This window comes from Bacillus sp. GM2, from assembly GCF_056155945.1.
In genome coordinates, this window is record NZ_JBRKSZ010000008.1 from 377,768 (window position 1) to 393,405 (window position 15,638).

Consider the following 15,638-nt stretch of genomic DNA (forward strand, 5'->3'; position numbering starts at 1 on the left):
CGAAAATATGAACAGCTATTGATTAATAAACACATGTTCATTATAATTTGAAGCAAAAGCAATGTTCAATCGGCAATCGTGATTAAGCTGTTCAATAATGAACAACACATGAAAATTTGTCTATAAACGGAGGGCAAAACGATGGAGGACAGAAGATCAATCAAGACGAAAAGAGCGATAAAAGAGGCTTTTTTAAAACTGCTCCATGAGAAAGAAATCAATAAAATCACCGTTTCTGATTTATCGAGGCGCGCGGATTTAGGACGCGGAACCTTTTATCTTCATTATAAAGATATTTTTGACTTGTATGAACAAATAGAAAATGAATTGTTTGATCAGCTGGGGAGATTTTACGATGATTATTTTCCGAGCGAAGATCCGCACAATTTGCTCACCTTCATCGAAAAAACGACCGAATATATTTATCAAAACGCTGCGATTTTCACTTTATTGACGAAACCGAAAGGAAACATTTTGACCATCAATAAATTTAAAGACTTTTTCCAGAGGAAAATTTTTGAAGAATTGAGCATGATAGAGCAATCGGAAAACGAGGTTACATGCGATGAAATGGAAATATCATTTGTCGTCTCAGGAGTAGTCGGCGTTTTGGAGGAATGGATCAATGAAGGGATGGTTCAGACGCCGGCTCATGTGGCTGGCGTCATCCACCGCATTCTGTTAAAAATCGGAGTGTAAAAGATCAGCCCGCCGGAGAAACAAAGCTCCGGCAAGCTGGACTATCGATCCCTCACCATTGATAAGGATACCCTTCCTTTTGCAGCATCGACATCTTCCACCCATACGGTAACAATGTCCCCGACCGATACCACGTCAAGCGGATGCTTGACGAAGGAATGGCTGAGCTTGGAAATGTGGACGAGCCCGTCCTGTTTCACGCCGATGTCGACAAATGCCCCGAAGTCAACGACGTTCCGCACTGTCCCCTGCAGTTCCATCCCTTCTTTTAAGTCCTCCAATTGAAGTACATCGGTTTTTAAGAGCGGTTTAGGGACTTCATCCCTCGGATCGCGCTCAGGCCTTGTCAGCTGGGCGCAAATGTCTTTCAGAGTGATTTCCCCGATTCCAAGCTGTTCTGCTGCTTCGGAAATATTCAGTTCGTTGATTTTGTCCTGAAGCTCTCTTGTACCGATGTCGGCTGTTGATAGGCCGAGCTTTTTCAGAAGCTCTCTCGTCTCCTTATAGCTCTCAGGGTGGATGCCTGTGCGGTCGAGCGGTTCACCGCCGTCAGGCACCCTTAAAAAGCCGATGCATTGCTCATACGTTTTCGCGCCCAGGCGCGGAATGTCTTTCAGCTCTTTCCGGCTCGTGAATTTTCCGATTTCATCCCGCTTTTTGACGATGTTGGCCGCGACTGTTTTCGATAGTCCGGCTACATATTGCAAGAGCGCGGCTGACGCCGTATTCACGTTGACGCCGACTTGGTTGACGACGGTTTCCACCACGAAGCGGAGCGAGTCGTTTAGTTTTTTCTGGCTGACATCGTGCTGGTACTGGCCGACACCGACCGACTTGGGATCGATTTTGACAAGTTCGGCGAGCGGGTCCTGGAGTCTGCGTGCGATCGACACGGCGCTCCGTTCTTCAACCTGCAGATCCGGGAATTCTTCCCTCGCAAGCTCTGATGCCGAGTAGACGCTGGCTCCCGCTTCATTGACGATCAGATAGTACACCTTTCTGTCGATGTCCTTCAAAAGATCGGCGATAAATTGTTCCGTCTCTCTTGATGCCGTTCCGTTCCCGATGGCGATGACCTCAATTTGAAAATCTTCGATGATGCGTTTCACTTTTTCAATGGCCGCGCTTTTTTTATTGACGGGAGGGTGCGGATATATGACATCGATCTTGAGCATCTTTCCCGTCTCATCGACAACTGCAAGCTTGCAGCCTGTGCGGAATGCCGGATCGACGCCGAGAACGAGCTTTCCTTTCATCGGCGGCTGCAGCAGCAGCTTGCGCAGATTCTCGGCAAAAATGTGAATCGCTTGATCTTCCGCCTTTTCCGTCAATTCTTTTCTGATTTCTCTTTCGATGGACGGCTGAATGAGGCGCTTATAGCCGTCTTCGATTGCGCTTTTCAGCACATCTTGAGCACTTGTTTGCTTGTGTTGTAAAATTCGTTTTTCCAAGTAAGCTTGAATGCGGTCTGCCGGCGGCTCGACCGACACTCTCAAAATCTCCTCTTTTTCGCCGCGGTTAACCGCAAGCACGCGATGAGGAACGATTTTTTGAATCGGCTCTTCATATTCATAATACATTTCATAGATTTTCTTCTCATCGGCTTCGGCGTCTTTCACCGCGGATTTCAGCGTTCCTCTTTTAAAAGTCTCCTGCCGGATCCACTTTCTGTATTCCGGTTCGTCTGAGATCCGTTCAGCCAGTATGTTTTTTGCTCCTTCAAGCGCTTCTTCGGCGCTCATGACTTCCTTTTCTTCATTTATGTACTTGCGTGCTTCGGCTATTACGTCTTCGTTGCGCGGGAGCGCGATGATGAAATCAGCCAAAGGTTCAAGGCCTTTGCTTTTGGCGATCGTCGCCTTCGTTTTTCGTTTTTGTTTAAATGGTCTGTATAAGTCTTCAACTTCCTGGAGCTTGTCCGCTTTTTCGATATCGAGCTTCAGCTGTCCGGTCAGCTTACCCTGTTCGTCGATCAGCCGGATGACTTCGTCTTTCCGCTGATTTAAATGCTGGATGTATCCCCAGCGTTCGGAGATTGTTTGAATTTGGACTTCATCCATGGAGCCCGTTTGTTCTTTGCGGTATCTCGCGATAAAGGGAACGGTGTTTCCGTCCTCTAACAATTGAATGACACTCTCGACATGCTTTGACGCAAGCTCTGTTTCTTTTGCGATTTGTTTGACGATTAACGCTAAAGTATCCATTGTAGCCTCCAAAAGAATGTTGTCTTCTTAGTGTACCAAAACAAACAGAAAAACACCTATATCAAAGGGCAGCTTCTTTAAAAAAGCTGTCCGATGATATAGGTGAGATCGTCTTTTCCCATTAGTGTGTATGATTCAAGCTGATTCGATATATCTCCAGGTGTGTGGTGCTGTTTTAAATAAGACCGGAGAGCGGGTACTTCCAATCCGTCTGAATAAATGATGAATCTTGACCCTTTTTCATACGTGTAGGTGAATGTTTTGTATGTTTGCGGCTTTCCCGACATGTATCCCGTCACAGGGAGAGGGTGGATATATTTGTCCGAAGGAGCGTACAAGATAAAGCGGATATTGCCTACAGAGCTGTAAGCAATCGTTCTTGTTCGAAAATCGGCTTTTAAAATCGCCACAGTTGCGCCGCGCTTATGTTTCAGCTCTTGATTGCACCGTTCCATCAAGCTTGCGACTTCTTCATGACCGTGCGCTTCGACAACTTCGCTGATAACCGCGGAGGATTCTTGTGCCATCGCACCGCTGCCAAGCCCGTCGGCCAGCGCGCACACCATAGTTTCGTCAGTCGCATGGAAATAAAAACTGTCTCCGCAGACGGCTCTTCCTTCTTTAGGAAGCTGATAAACAAGCGCTTGCATATGTTCATTCGACTCAGTCCAAATCATGGTTTAAGCTCCATAAACGGATCTTCAGCCAACGCTTCCCGCAGCTTTTTGACAGCTTTGCGCTGCAGACGTGAGACGTGCATTTGCGATATGCCCAGCATGTCACCGGTTTCTTTTTGGCTTTTGTTTTGAATGTAAGTCAGCTCAATGATTTGCTTTTCGCGGTCGGACAGTACGTGCAATACGCTTTCAAGCATCAGCTTTTGGTTCACCTTTTCATAGCCTTCCTCCTGCGAGCCGACGATGTCGAGGATCGTCACCGTGCTGCCGTCTGCATCCGCTTCAATGCTGTGGTCGACGGAAAGCGCCTGATAGCTTTTGCCCATCTCCATTGTTTCCAGCACTTCTTCTTCTGTGACGTCAAGAAACTCGGCAATCTCATCGACTTTTGGGGACCTTTGCGTTTCATTCGTTAAATGATCCACCGCCATTTTAATTCTCGGCCCGAGCTCCTTGATCCTTCTCGGGACGTGGACGCTCCAGGTTTTATCACGGAGAAACCGTTTGATTTCTCCGATAATGGTCGGAATCGCAAACGCTTCAAACGATTTTCCCACATCGGGATCATAGCGTTTGATGGCTCCAAGCAATCCGAGCATCCCAACCTGGCATAAATCTTCATGAAAGCTTTTTCCTTTTGAGTATTTTTTGGCGAGTGTTTCCACCAGATTTTTATATGTCTGAACAAGGGTCAGCTGAGCGTCTTCATCCTGGCTATCCTGATATTTTTTGATCAGCGTGTCGACTTCGGTTTTAGTTAGTTTCGTAGTTTTGGACGGTTGTGCCATCATCAACTCGCTCCCTGTTTAAGAACTTTGTCATCGAGACGGTTACGCCTGAGTCAATCTGGACACGCACTTCATCCATGAGCGTCTCCATTAAATATAAACCGAGCCCTCCTTCTGACAATTGATCTACCGTATGTTCAGGGGAATATGGCCCCAGCCCTTTCTGTTTATCGTGAATGTCAAAACTGTCTCCCTGATCTGCGACGATGATTTCGAGGCGGTCTTCAAACACGCCGAATCTGACGGAGACCTCTCCAGTTTTGTCTGCTTTATAAGCATGCTGCACAGCGTTTGTGCACGCTTCGCTGACCGCAATTTTCAAATCTTCGATGTCATCATAAGAATACCCCATCTTGCTTGCAATCCCCGACAGGGTTAAACGAATGATTCCTACGTATTCAGGTTTGGCAGGTGACTTCATTTCAATGTAATCAGCTGCTCTCTTCATTATAATCCACCCTCTGACTTTCCAGAAATATCAATGATGTCCTTTAAGCCTGTAATATCAAACAAACGGATCAAACGCTCTGACAGATTTTCAAGCACTAAAGAACCCCCAGTTCTGTTTACCGCTTTGTAAATGCCGACAAATACACCCAGCCCTGTACTGTCCATATATGAAACGTCTTTCAGACAAACTTTGAGATCTTTTCCTTCTTCCGCGAGCGGCATCAGCTCATCCCGCAATGCCGGGGCCGTATGCACATCAATTTCGCCCGCCACTTTTACTTCTATCACATGATCATTTTTTTTCGTATCAACTGCCAAATTCACAATATCACCTCTGGTTCTCTTAATGAGCTACTGGTTTATTACCCAGCGAAGAGAAACTTTAAACCTTTCTTTTGAAAACAATGAGAGTAAAATCGTCATGAAGCTGAAAATCCTGAAGCTTGAGCAGATGTTCGTATATACAGTCAACCATTTGCTGAGCCGGTTTCTCCATATGTACAGTGATTAGGTTCTGCAAGTCAGACCGCTCCAAAAATCCGCTGTCTGTCCGGCATTCGGTTACACCATCTGAAAAAAGAACGATCATATCGCCAATATCCAGTTTTTGCTCGTACTGCTCATAGTCGTATTGTGATGAAATGCCAAGAACGAGGCCTTTTGCGTTTAAATCGTAACATTTATTTTCCCTGCAAGAATAATAAAAGCCAGGTTCATGACCGGCAGATGAAAACGTAAATAGGTGTTTTTGGAGATGATAATTACCGTAAAACATTGTAATAAACATGCTAGGGTCCACATTTTGTTCGACGACCCTGTTCAGGTTTTTCAGCACCTGTGAAGGAGACGTGCCCGAATCCGGCAGAGAGTCCATCGCATATTTGATCATCGACATGCATAACGCGGCCGGTATTCCTTTTCCGATCACATCTGCAATGGCGATGTTAATCGATTCCTTGTCCCGTACAAAATGATAATAATCACCGCTCATTTGCTTAGCCGGAACACTGACCGCTCCGATTTCGAGCGCTTCAACTTTCGGGATCTTCGTCTCGAGCAGCGTTTGCTGAACATTTGCAGCAATTTCGATTTCCGATTTAATTTCCTGCTGAATTCCTCTTAATGTCTGATGTTCTTGATAGGCCAAACCGTATCCAATCATCACTTCAATTAAAAAATCGAGAGAATGGAACACATGGTCCGGAAGATCCGGATATAATTCAGACAGAACTTTTCGGTGTATGCTGATAATCTCTTCCGGCGGCACTTGATGTTCAATCGTTTTTCTGCTGAATTTCTGTCCCTGATAAAGGGATGTCTCTGTTAATTCAGATATATAACGGCTAAGCAGCTGTCGATAGCGCTGCTCAATCACTTCCCTGAAATCCATTCCTTCCCTCCTACCGCAGCCACTTTATGGCTTGTATATCCGTTCCATTTTCCGCGTCCGAATGCAATCCAAATTGGTCCATCAAACGCTTTACTCCCGGCAGGCCCGCTCCGAGACCGCCAGAGGTTGAAAAACCATCTTCCATCACTTTTTTGATGTCAGCGATTCCCGGCCCCTCATCCTCCGCTACGATTTTCAACCCCTTTTTTCCTTCTTCCTGAACCTGTTCGATGCAGATTCGGCCTTTTCCGGCATACAAATAAATATTACGCGCCAACTCTGAGATGGCTGTTGTGATTCTGGCCTGGTCCACTGTGCCGAACCCCAGTTCTTTTGCGACATTTCGCCCGAGCTGTCTGGCGGCCACTATGTCCCATTCTGTCAAAATCTTTACACAGGATTGGTCTGCCATAATTATTCCTCCAATTCCCGCTGCAATGTCTCGAGCCCCTTTTCGAGATCGAGCGCCGTCTCGATCTCATCCAAAGAAATGCCGAGTTCAATCAATGTCACCGCAACAGCCGGCTGGATGCCAGTCAGAACGACTTTGGCGCCCATCAGTTTTGACATTGCAATAACATCGCCAAGTACTTTGGCGATGAATGAATCGATGATGTCCACCGAAGTCAGATCGATCACCACTCCGTTCGAACCAGTTTCATATATTTTGTTCAGCAGGTCCTCTTGAAATTTCAGAGCGGTTTGGTCATCGAGCTCCACTTGAATGGATACCAATAAACAGTTATATAACTTCAAAATTGGAATGTTAGGTACCCTCAAAGATTATTCCTCCAATGAAACGATTTTTCTGTCTGTCATTTCCAATGCGGTTTGAATTCCTTTTTGCAGGGTATTTTTTGTAATAACCTGAGATAAATCGATTCCCAAATTCACAATCGTCTGCGCGATTTCCGGGCGGATTCCGACGAGCAGGCATTTAGCGCCGACCAGTCTGACGGCTTCGGAAGCCTGCATGATGTGGTGTGCGACCATCGTATCGACGACAGGCACGCCCGTAATGTCAATGAGGACGACTTCAGACCGGTGTTTGACGACGCCGCTCAACAGGTTTTCCATAATCTTTTTGGCCCGCTCCGTGTCGATCGTGCCGACGAGAGGCATCACCGTAATATTTTCAAAAACCGGGATCAGCGGCGCCGAAAGCTCCTGTAATGCGACCTTTTGCATAGCAACGGTTTTCTCCCAGGAGATCGCATACTGATTCAAGATTTCGCTGTTGATCGGTTCAATAAATCTATCGATTTCCCAAATCAGATCATAGCACTGCTGATCTTCCGGGACGTCCTTGTTCATTTCATAGTACAGGTGCTTCCAAAAAGCTGATAATCCCGACGACAGAAGCTTCAGCGGAACGCCGAGCTGTACGGCTTTTGAAGAAAACTGGTAGATGGTGTCGATCGATTTTTCATTCCCGTCTCCGGACTCATTCATGAGGATATGAATGTATTCATTGCTGATCGTCTCGTACATGTGTTCAGTCAGCTTCACGTTTGTCATGTTGCTGTTTAAGTCTTTCAGAATATCAGCCAAATTCTCGGCGAGTACATTTTGGTGTTCCGAGATAAATTTTAACACTGCTTGATTCGACATGTTCATCCCCCTAACTACATCTCATAACATTTTTTGGACTAACAGTTCCATTATATCGTTTGTTATTTTTGAACACAAAAAAAGTTGCTCTTTCGCCTCGAGCAACTTTCATCCATATTAAAAATCAATGAGTGCCAAACTGATTTGTAAGGCTTCGTTGACCTTTTCCATCATTTCATCATCGAGATGGGTGATTTTGTCCGTTAATCTTTGCTTGTCAATCGTCCGAATTTGTTCGAGCAATATAACGGAATCTCTTTCAAAACCGTAGCGTTTCGCATCAATTTCGACGTGGGTAGGTAATTTTGCTTTCTGTATTTGGGCTGTTATGGCTGCAACAATAGCAGTTGGGCTGAAGCGATTGCCGATGTTGTTTTGAATCACTAAAACCGGGCGCACCCCGCCTTGTTCTGAGCCAACAACAGGAGATAGGTCAGCAAAATAAACATCGCCGCGTTTAACAATCAAATGATTATCCTCCGCTTACTAAGCGCTCTACTGTGTTTTCAGCCTCATACTCTGCAAATTGAGCCTCAGAAGAGATGTTCAAATTAATCTTGGCCATCTCCATATAACCGCGTCTCATCGATTCCCGAATTTGTCGATTTTTGCGCTCGCGCAAATACATTTTTGTGGCTTGGTAAATCAGTTCATTTCTGCTCCCGTTATCTTGCATGACGACACCATCCAGTTCTGATACTAAAGCTTCTGGCAAGCGAATCAATATTTCAGTTGTTGCGCTGGATTCAGACAAAAACATACACCTCCACCAAACTTACGGATACAACACTCTATCCATTCCATCCATAATGATATCATTATTCTTTTCGCAAGCAAAGTTGTTTTTCCGCTAATTCATCAATTTTCAGGATTGATCAGGCAAGATCGGATTCCTTATTTCCATTATACTCCCATTTTCCAAAAACATACGGGGCACCCTTGAACTTATCATACAGGTAATTTCATAATTGATCGTCTGCAAATGTTGGGCGATTTCGTCGACCGAAATCCATTCGTCTTTTTGCTTCCCGATCAAGGTAACCTTTGTGCCGACAGGATATTCTTCGGCAAGGGAAATCATGAACTGGTCCATGCAGATTCTCCCTGCTATTTTTTGGCGTTTTCCGTCGATCAGCACTTCCGTTCCGGCCAGACGCCTCAGCCATCCGTCAGCATACCCGACGGGGACTGTCCCGATCCATTCGTCGCGCTTGGCCGTATATGTCGCCCCGTAGCTGACGCTCTCGCCTTTTTTGATTTTTTTCACATGGGTGAGTTCGGTATGAAGCGAAAACACTTCCCGCAGACGGAACGGCAGCTCGTCTTTTATTTCGGTTGACGGCGCCAAACCGTACATGCCGATGCCGAAGCGGACGGCATTAAAGAGCTGTTCCCTGAAGCGCAGACCCGCAGCGCTGTTTGACGAATGCACCATTAAACGGTCAAGCGGGAGAGGGCTGATCAGTTCTTTAAAGCGGTCAAGCTGCATGTCGAAATAATCGGTGTCCTTTTCGTCCGCCGTCGCGAAATGAGTGAACACGCCCGTACAATTGAGTTTATCGCTCGATTCGGTCATCTCCATCATTTCTTTGATCTCTTCTTCCGTTTTGCAGCCAAGGCGGCCCATGCCCGTGTCGATCTTCAAATGATATTCAAGAGCAGCTTCGGTCTCACCGAGAAAACCGAGCACGTCTTGCAGCCAGCCGGCGGAGTAGCCCGTCACGGTAATGCGCTTTTCCGCGGCAATGCCAGCATATTCGGGCGGCACTGCACCGAGGACAAGAATCGGTTCTTCAATCCCCTGCGCTCTCAGCGAAAGCGCTTCATCCAGTAAAGCCACAGCAAGAATGGACGCCCCTTCTGCAAGAGCCGCCTTCGCTACCTGTGCATCCCCGTGTCCGTAGGCATTCGCTTTAACGACGGCCATCAAGTGGACATGCTCACCGATGTGCCGCTTCATATTGCGAACGTTTTCTTTTAATGCCGTTAAATCGATTTCGGCCCATGTCTTTCTATAGAATGGTTTTAAGCTCATCATGACACTTCCTGTTCCTTGTTTCAATCGTCCTTCCCATCATACTAAAAAGTTCGGAGAAAGGGAAATTTTGTACGGGAACAACTGCCCAGAACAAGAGAAAAATTGCTGGCACGCTATACATTTTACGGAAAAGCTGTCGAAAACATACGCTTGCGCCGCAAATATAAAAACAGCCTGCTTTCCGCTTCCGGGCGGAAAACAGGCTGCCGGATACGGCACAGTCTATTTTGAAGACTGGCCCTGCATGCTTTTGGCAACCATCAGAAGTTCATCTTGAGAAAGGTCTTCTGATGAGATGAAATAGTCGACTCCGTCATAAGTCCATGACAACGATTTATCCGTCAGTGCGCCGACCGTGAAGCCGAGGTCAACCGGCTCTCCGTTCATGGACACGGAAGTGGACGTTTTGGCGACGCGGGCTTTTTCCTGAATCAATGTAAAGGATTTTTCACCGCCGTATGTGATGACGATTCGTTTGCCGTCTTCAGTCGCCATTTCTTTCTCCTCAAGCTTTTTCACGCCCTGAGGCACATCGAGCGGCGTTTTGACGGCGAAAGAGTCTGACACGTCCGCGCTTGTCGCTACGTCAATTTGAGACAGCGTCATATTTTTCTTTTCATCAAATGCGTCTTTATCGAGCGGCTTATCGAATTCAAAGCTTGTAAACTCAACCTTTACCATCGGTTTGCGGTCCGTATCCATCACTTTAACCGATGAAGGAGCCATGGTCTTTTTATGGAAAACGATTTCCTGGATCGGCAGCATCTGATTATGCTGATAATTCGTTTTCGTTTCAAAAATGTATTTTGAATCCTTTGCGGAAAAAGAAGCTTCCCCATCATTTTTGACATCTTTTACGAGCGATTCGAATAAGTATACTTGGCTGCTGTTATTGGGCCAGTCGCTGTGAAAGCGGAAGCTTTTATTCAGCGACGGAGTCAAAACAAACACGCCGTTTTCATTGCGCAAGATCACCTGGCTCTGGTCTTTTTTCGGGTTTTCCAAATAGACCCGGTAAAGAGAAGGTTTTTTATGCCAGATTTCCACATTGTACTCCTGCGGTTCATTTCCCGTTTCAATCGTCATTTTCGCTTTTGCCTTATAGGACGTGTATTCTTTTGCCTTCTTGTCGAGCCCCGTCACAACATCTTCTTGCGATTTTTGGCCGCAGGCAGAAAGCATAAGGATTACAAGCAGCCCCGTTAAAAGCAAAACAAAGCTTTTTCTCACCTTTTTTCAACCCCTTTTTAATCATTGATGTAAAAAGGAAGAAACCGCTTGTTCGACTTTAACGGTACGCCATAAGAACAGGGCCGGCTGTATCGGCGTGCGTACCATAAAAGCCTGCAACGACTCGTCTCCCTTATTGCACTACCCAATATATGAGCGTGTCTCAGACAATATGCAGACTAGCATGACAACCTTTCAAAATCATTTTTCTCCTCCGTACTAATCACCGCTGCCTGTTCATAAACGTGTTACTATATATGTACGAGATCATTGTAAAGGGGCTTAAATCATAAGCATGTTTATCAGAACAGAAAATTTTCAGACGTTTATCAGGCTCTACCCGGTCACATCCGCCATACTGGCCCTGCAGCTTGCCATCTGGATTCTTTTTTTACTTCCGTTGACGGCCGTACAGATGTGGTCTGATTTATTGATTGGATTTAACTGGGGGATAGCGAATGGAGAATGGTGGAGGTTTGTGACACCGATCTTTATTCACGCCGGGTTCGGCCATCTGCTCTTTAATTCGATGTCGATCTTTTTATTTGCCCCCGGGCTGGAACGAATGCTCGGGAAACTCAAGTTTCTCATCGTTTATATTGGGACAGGAGTAATCGGCAATATCGGCACGTATTTCATCGAACCGCTGGAGTATATGCATGTCGGTGCTTCAGGAGCGATATTCGGATTGTTCGGTGTGTACCTGTACATCGTGCTGTTTAGAAAAGAGCTGTTGGGAAGCGCCAATTCCCAAATCATCGTCACCATCCTCGCCATTTCGGTTTTGATGACGTTTGTCAACCAAAATATCAATATCATGGCGCACATCTTCGGACTGCTGGGCGGACTCGCTCTGGCTCCTCCGTTGTTAAATAAAAGAGTGAACGGCTTTTAACCGTTCACTCTTTTTTCATAAGAATACCATGCAAAAATATCGTCCGAATCTTTCTCCTCGACATCAGCCACCGAAAACTTCTCCATTAAAGCAGATGATTTTGTTGATGTATGGATCGAAACAAGCTGTCTTCTGCGCTGGAAATACGAGCGGCTGACTTCGTACACCTGCATGCGCCTGCGCTGAATGACAGCGGTTGTTCTGCCGATGAAGCGCGATGACATGATGATTTTGCTGCCGCTGATCTTCCAGCCGGCATCGCGGTATGATAAGTAGCCGATGATCCAGTAAAAAGGAATCAATACAGCGGACAAATAGCCCCACGGCGGAAACAGAATAGAAAGCGGAACGACGGCGAGGACCGGCCAGGATGCGCGCAGGATATAACGGCGCAGTGCGCGTTTCGGCAAGCGGTTCAAATCGTCTTCCGGCGCATAATCCGGAATGAGTTCTCCGAGGTGCTGTTTGATCATTTTTTTGCTGATAATCGGAAATAGGACGGCTGATTTATCTTCTTCCAAAACGTTTCCGCCTGCGCTGACGATCGTGACGGCTGCAAGTCCAAAAGGCTGCCTGATCAGACTCTCCTTAATTTTAATCGCTTGAATCCGCTGCAGCGGAATCGTGATTTGATGCTTTTCAATCAGCCCTCTGGAAATGACGATTTCTTTCTCTTTACGCACGACTGTAAAATTCGCGTATTTCAAAAGCATCCCGACAATGCTGAGAAGCCATGCAATGAAAAGGGCAACAAAAGCAGCTAAGGCGATGACAGTCGCTCCAGCGCTATTCAAAAAAGCAAAACGGTCATACAGCCAGTCCAAATCAAAGAAGTCGTCGACTTGAGTGAAAAAAGCGAATACCCCTGAAATAATGACGCCGATCCCGCTTGATGTTGACGCTGCAGTTAATAGCTCCTGCCCGGTCATTTTGTACATCATTTGCGGTTCTTCCGCTGTTTCCTCCGCCTCTGCAGCAGTCTCTTCCTGCGGATCCGTGACATCGGCTCCAGTGCTTTCCGCCGCTTTTTTCCTTTCGAAAAGCGCTTGCTGAATACGTTCGGCTTCTGCCTGGGTAATGGCGACCAAGGAAACTTCCGCTTCCGTTCCTCCGCTTGCCGTTTCGACTTGAAGCTTCACCAGCTTGAATATTTGCTGAATGAGGCCTGCGCTCGTGTTGATCGTTTGAATCCGTTCGATCGGAATATACCTTTTTTTCTTATTGATCAGGCCTTCCTCTATTCGCAATTCATCCTCTTCGATACGGTATGTAAATTTGCTCCACTTAATGATGCTCGTCACGACCAAAGCAATGAAAAACAGCACGGCCGCGGCGATCGCCAGCATTTTGACTGTGTGCGACTGATTTAAAAAAAGCACTACACCAAATGGAATGATAAAGTTTTTAACGGTCTCAACAAGGCCTTTGATAAAGTTGAGAATGACGGCGGCGGGGTGCATGCGTCTCGGTTCAGACATCATCTTCAGTCACCCTTGCCAGCCTGGAAATGGAGTCCCTGAGCTGATCCGCCTCTTCAACATCCAGAGCGGGAATGGAATGGGTCGTCGCGGCTGTTGAAATTTGCACGGAGGCGAGATTATATTTTCTGAGGATGGGGCCCTGCGATGTATCAACATGCTGGACTCTGACCATCGGAACGATCACGCGGGTCACCACAAAGATGCCGTGCTGAATATCGATTTCGTTCTCATGGACTTGGTAGCGCCATATTCTGTGGCGGATATTCGGAATAATAATAATGATGACAAATGAAATCACCAGCCAAACGGCCGCTGACAAAATGCCGGTCCATACCGGCCATTTAAATATCAACCCTGCGGCAACAAGGCCTGCTGCAGCCAGCATTAAAACGAATGATGTGATACAAGCTGTGATTCTCCAGACTTTTACGCCATCGCGGCTAATTTGATTTTTCGGCTCGCTTCTCAAAACTCGATTCCCCCAATCTAGTTCTATTTACGGTCTAAGGCTGAAAATGTTTCGGATATAGGCTTTCGTTTTTAAAAAAAGGCGAATCCGTAAAAAAGGATCCGCCTTTTGATTATGAATTATATGATTTTTTTTGGCGTCTGTCATTCGAAGAACGCTTTTTATCATAAGATGAACGATTGTTCTTTCCTCTGTAGCCGCCGCCGTCTCTGCGTTTTGATGAACGGGGGTGGTGACTTTTATTTCGCTTCGTTCTGAGCGGAGCCTCTTCCGTCAAACGGACAGGCGTGTTGTCCGGCTCTTTGGTCATCATTTTAATGGCAGCCGCAACAACTGTCACAGAATCATGGTCTTCCAATAATTCCGCTGCAGCCGTCATATAGAAGTTTAGGTTATTTTCCTCGATGATCGTCCGGAGGCGGTCAACCGTCACCTGCTGCTGTCCTTCAATCGCCTCATCTAGAGTCGGTGCTTTCATGCGGTCCATTTTGCGTTTTGTCGTCTGCTCGATGGCGCGGAGCATGTCTTTTTCGCGCGGTGTAATGAAGGTCATCGCCATTCCTGTTTTGCCTGCGCGTCCCGTTCTTCCGATGCGGTGAACATAGCTTTCAGGATCTTGCGGCACATCGAAGTTGTAGACGTGCGTTACCCCTGAAATATCAAGGCCACGCGCCGCAACGTCTGTCGCAACGAGCACTTCAATTGCGCCTTGCTTAAATTTCCGGAGTGCCACCATCCGCTTCGCCTGAGTCAAATCGCCGTGGATTCCTTCAGCTGTATAACCGCGCAGATTAAGCGCTTCTGTCAGTTCATCGACGCGGCGCTTTGTCCGGCCGAATACAATCGCCAGTTCAGGAGACTGGATGTCAAGAAGACGTGTCAGCGTATCAAACTTTTTGCGTTCATGTACTTCAAGGTAGAACTGCTGAATGTTTGATACTGTCATTTCCTTCGCTTTCACTTTCACGTGCTCCGGGTTGGTCATGAAACGTTCTGCAATCCGTTTAATTGGAGCAGGCATTGTTGCAGAAAACAGCAATGTTTGATGCTCAGCGGGCACATTGGAAAGGATGGATTCGATATCTTCGATGAATCCCATGTTCAGCATTTCATCCGCTTCATCAAGCACAACGGTGTTCACTGTTTGAAGACGCATTGTGCGGCGGTTGATATGGTCAAGCAAACGGCCAGGTGTTCCGACGATAATATGAGGATTTTTCTTAAGCGCGCGAATCTGGCGTCCGATATCCTGTCCACCGTAAATCGGCAGCACGCGAGCGCGTTTATCCTGTCCAATTTTATATAGCTCTTCAGAAACTTGAATGGCTAATTCACGAGTAGGTGCGATAACAATGGCTTGAATGTTAGGAGACTCGGGGTTGATTTTCTCAACAAGGGGGATGCCAAATGCAGCCGTTTTTCCTGTTCCCGTTTGCGCTTGTCCGATCACATCTTTATTTGCAAGGCCGAGCGGAATCGTTTGTGCCTGAATCGGTGTTGCCTCTTCAAATCCCATACGCTTGATCGCTTTTGTGAGATCAGAACTTAATTGAAAATCTTGAAACGTTATTGTCAATGTATTCAAACTCCTTCTGCTTACTGTTTCAGTAATCGTGTTTTATCAATAAAAACTGCCCTTTGTGCAAAGGACAGGTCCATACTTATGCAAAGCCCGAATTACTTTACATGTTATATTACCATTCCGT

At 46.4% G+C, this 15,638-nt stretch carries 18 protein-coding genes; 2 read left to right on the forward strand and 16 right to left on the reverse strand.

What is annotated here, in order from left to right; all coding sequences use genetic code 11:
• Nucleotides 1-141 precede the first annotated feature (141 nt).
• Nucleotides 142-699, forward strand: a complete 558-nt coding sequence (locus ACVC9U_RS16690) for a TetR/AcrR family transcriptional regulator (protein WP_020450267.1) — start codon at nucleotides 142-144, stop codon at nucleotides 697-699.
• Between the two features lie 41 nt (nucleotides 700-740).
• Here the strand turns inward: ACVC9U_RS16690 and ACVC9U_RS16695 are convergent, their stop codons facing one another.
• The 13 genes from ACVC9U_RS16695 to ACVC9U_RS16755 all read right to left on the reverse strand — a co-directional run bounded on the left by ACVC9U_RS16695 (nucleotide 741) and on the right by ACVC9U_RS16755 (nucleotide 11,039).
• Nucleotides 741-2,903 carry a Tex family protein gene (locus ACVC9U_RS16695; protein ID WP_026580592.1) on the reverse strand — a complete coding sequence of 721 codons (2,163 nt, stop codon included), beginning with the start codon at nucleotides 2,901-2,903 and terminating at the stop codon, nucleotides 741-743.
• 77 nt (nucleotides 2,904-2,980) lie between these two features.
• Nucleotides 2,981-3,580: a PP2C family serine/threonine-protein phosphatase gene (locus ACVC9U_RS16700; protein ID WP_441391303.1), complete on the reverse strand. Its 600-nt coding sequence runs from the start codon at nucleotides 3,578-3,580 to the stop codon at nucleotides 2,981-2,983.
• Nucleotides 3,577-4,368, reverse strand: coding sequence for an RNA polymerase sigma factor SigB (sigB, locus tag ACVC9U_RS16705; RefSeq protein WP_023857858.1), 792 nt, complete (start codon nucleotides 4,366-4,368; stop codon nucleotides 3,577-3,579). The genes ACVC9U_RS16700 and sigB overlap by 4 nt, the downstream gene beginning before the upstream one ends.
• Complete coding sequence (rsbW, locus tag ACVC9U_RS16710) at nucleotides 4,334-4,816, reverse strand: anti-sigma B factor RsbW (protein ID WP_020450263.1); 483 nt, start codon at nucleotides 4,814-4,816, stop codon at nucleotides 4,334-4,336. Before rsbW ends, sigB begins: the two co-directional genes overlap by 35 nt.
• Nucleotides 4,816-5,142, reverse strand: coding sequence for an anti-sigma factor antagonist (locus ACVC9U_RS16715; RefSeq protein ID WP_130569504.1), 327 nt, complete (start codon nucleotides 5,140-5,142; stop codon nucleotides 4,816-4,818). The genes rsbW and ACVC9U_RS16715 overlap by 1 nt, the downstream gene beginning before the upstream one ends.
• Nucleotides 5,143-5,200: 58 nt before the next feature.
• The gene (locus tag ACVC9U_RS16720; RefSeq protein ID WP_441391304.1) at nucleotides 5,201-6,208 is read right to left on the reverse strand and encodes a PP2C family protein-serine/threonine phosphatase; all 1,008 of its coding nucleotides are present in this window, start codon (nucleotides 6,206-6,208) and stop codon (nucleotides 5,201-5,203) included.
• Nucleotides 6,209-6,218: 10 nt separating this feature from the next.
• Nucleotides 6,219-6,620, reverse strand: coding sequence for an anti-sigma regulatory factor (locus ACVC9U_RS16725; RefSeq protein WP_441391305.1), 402 nt, complete (start codon nucleotides 6,618-6,620; stop codon nucleotides 6,219-6,221).
• Between the two features lie 2 nt (nucleotides 6,621-6,622).
• A complete protein-coding gene (locus tag ACVC9U_RS16730; RefSeq protein WP_065643251.1) occupies nucleotides 6,623-6,988 on the reverse strand; it encodes an STAS domain-containing protein in 366 nt (121 codons plus the stop codon).
• A gap of 3 nt (nucleotides 6,989-6,991) precedes the next feature.
• A complete protein-coding gene (locus ACVC9U_RS16735) occupies nucleotides 6,992-7,819 on the reverse strand; it encodes an RsbT co-antagonist protein RsbRA (protein ID WP_441391306.1) in 828 nt (275 codons plus the stop codon).
• A gap of 117 nt (nucleotides 7,820-7,936) precedes the next feature.
• Entirely contained in the window at nucleotides 7,937-8,287 is a 351-nt protein-coding gene (ndoA, locus tag ACVC9U_RS16740) for a type II toxin-antitoxin system endoribonuclease NdoA (protein WP_003179128.1), read from the reverse strand.
• 4 nt (nucleotides 8,288-8,291) lie between these two features.
• Nucleotides 8,292-8,573: a CopG family ribbon-helix-helix protein gene (locus ACVC9U_RS16745; RefSeq protein WP_006638778.1), complete on the reverse strand. Its 282-nt coding sequence runs from the start codon at nucleotides 8,571-8,573 to the stop codon at nucleotides 8,292-8,294.
• A 111-nt stretch (nucleotides 8,574-8,684) separates the two neighbouring features.
• Nucleotides 8,685-9,854: an alanine racemase gene (gene alr / locus ACVC9U_RS16750; protein ID WP_441391307.1), complete on the reverse strand. Its 1,170-nt coding sequence runs from the start codon at nucleotides 9,852-9,854 to the stop codon at nucleotides 8,685-8,687.
• Between the two features lie 225 nt (nucleotides 9,855-10,079).
• Complete coding sequence (locus ACVC9U_RS16755) at nucleotides 10,080-11,039, reverse strand: LolA family protein (protein WP_441391620.1); 960 nt, start codon at nucleotides 11,037-11,039, stop codon at nucleotides 10,080-10,082.
• A 343-nt stretch (nucleotides 11,040-11,382) separates the two neighbouring features.
• Here ACVC9U_RS16755 and ACVC9U_RS16760 point away from each other — a divergent pair, with 343 nt between their 5' ends.
• Nucleotides 11,383-11,982, forward strand: a complete 600-nt coding sequence (locus ACVC9U_RS16760; RefSeq protein ID WP_039073239.1) for a rhomboid family intramembrane serine protease — start codon at nucleotides 11,383-11,385, stop codon at nucleotides 11,980-11,982.
• On the opposite strand, the gene ACVC9U_RS16765 is transcribed toward ACVC9U_RS16760, so the two are convergent.
• The 3 genes from ACVC9U_RS16765 to cshA all read right to left on the reverse strand — a co-directional run bounded on the left by ACVC9U_RS16765 (nucleotide 11,979) and on the right by cshA (nucleotide 15,508).
• Nucleotides 11,979-13,463 (reverse strand): PH domain-containing protein, encoded by a 1,485-nt coding sequence (locus tag ACVC9U_RS16765; RefSeq protein ID WP_441391308.1) that lies wholly within the window; start codon nucleotides 13,461-13,463, stop codon nucleotides 11,979-11,981. The genes ACVC9U_RS16760 and ACVC9U_RS16765 overlap by 4 nt on opposite strands.
• Nucleotides 13,453-13,932, reverse strand: a complete 480-nt coding sequence (locus tag ACVC9U_RS16770; protein ID WP_026580585.1) for a PH domain-containing protein — start codon at nucleotides 13,930-13,932, stop codon at nucleotides 13,453-13,455. The genes ACVC9U_RS16765 and ACVC9U_RS16770 overlap by 11 nt, the downstream gene beginning before the upstream one ends.
• Before the next feature lie 112 nt (nucleotides 13,933-14,044).
• Nucleotides 14,045-15,508: a degradosome RNA helicase CshA gene (gene cshA, locus ACVC9U_RS16775; protein WP_023857870.1), complete on the reverse strand. Its 1,464-nt coding sequence runs from the start codon at nucleotides 15,506-15,508 to the stop codon at nucleotides 14,045-14,047.
• Between the last annotated feature and the right edge of the window lie 130 nt (nucleotides 15,509-15,638).

Bases quoted from the DNA above. Each gene is read 5' to 3' on its own strand.
- ACVC9U_RS16760 (WP_039073239.1), top strand. From the start codon at position 11,383: ATGTTTATCAGAACAGAAAATTTTCAGACGTTTATCAGGCTCTACCCG.
- ACVC9U_RS16690 (WP_020450267.1), top strand. From the start codon at position 142: ATGGAGGACAGAAGATCAATCAAGACGAAAAGAGCGATAAAAGAGGCT.
- rsbW (WP_020450263.1), bottom strand. From the start codon at position 4,816: ATGAAGAGAGCAGCTGATTACATTGAAATGAAGTCACCTGCCAAACCT.
- ACVC9U_RS16765 (WP_441391308.1), bottom strand. From the start codon at position 13,463: ATGATGTCTGAACCGAGACGCATGCACCCCGCCGCCGTCATTCTCAAC.
- ACVC9U_RS16720 (WP_441391304.1), bottom strand. From the start codon at position 6,208: ATGGATTTCAGGGAAGTGATTGAGCAGCGCTATCGACAGCTGCTTAGC.
- sigB (WP_023857858.1), bottom strand. From the start codon at position 4,368: ATGGCACAACCGTCCAAAACTACGAAACTAACTAAAACCGAAGTCGAC.
- alr (WP_441391307.1), bottom strand. From the start codon at position 9,854: ATGAGCTTAAAACCATTCTATAGAAAGACATGGGCCGAAATCGATTTA.
- ACVC9U_RS16700 (WP_441391303.1), bottom strand. From the start codon at position 3,580: ATGATTTGGACTGAGTCGAATGAACATATGCAAGCGCTTGTTTATCAG.
- ACVC9U_RS16695 (WP_026580592.1), bottom strand. From the start codon at position 2,903: ATGGATACTTTAGCGTTAATCGTCAAACAAATCGCAAAAGAAACAGAG.
- ACVC9U_RS16725 (WP_441391305.1), bottom strand. From the start codon at position 6,620: ATGGCAGACCAATCCTGTGTAAAGATTTTGACAGAATGGGACATAGTG.
- ACVC9U_RS16755 (WP_441391620.1), bottom strand. From the start codon at position 11,039: ATGCTTTCTGCCTGCGGCCAAAAATCGCAAGAAGATGTTGTGACGGGG.
- ACVC9U_RS16735 (WP_441391306.1), bottom strand. From the start codon at position 7,819: ATGTCGAATCAAGCAGTGTTAAAATTTATCTCGGAACACCAAAATGTA.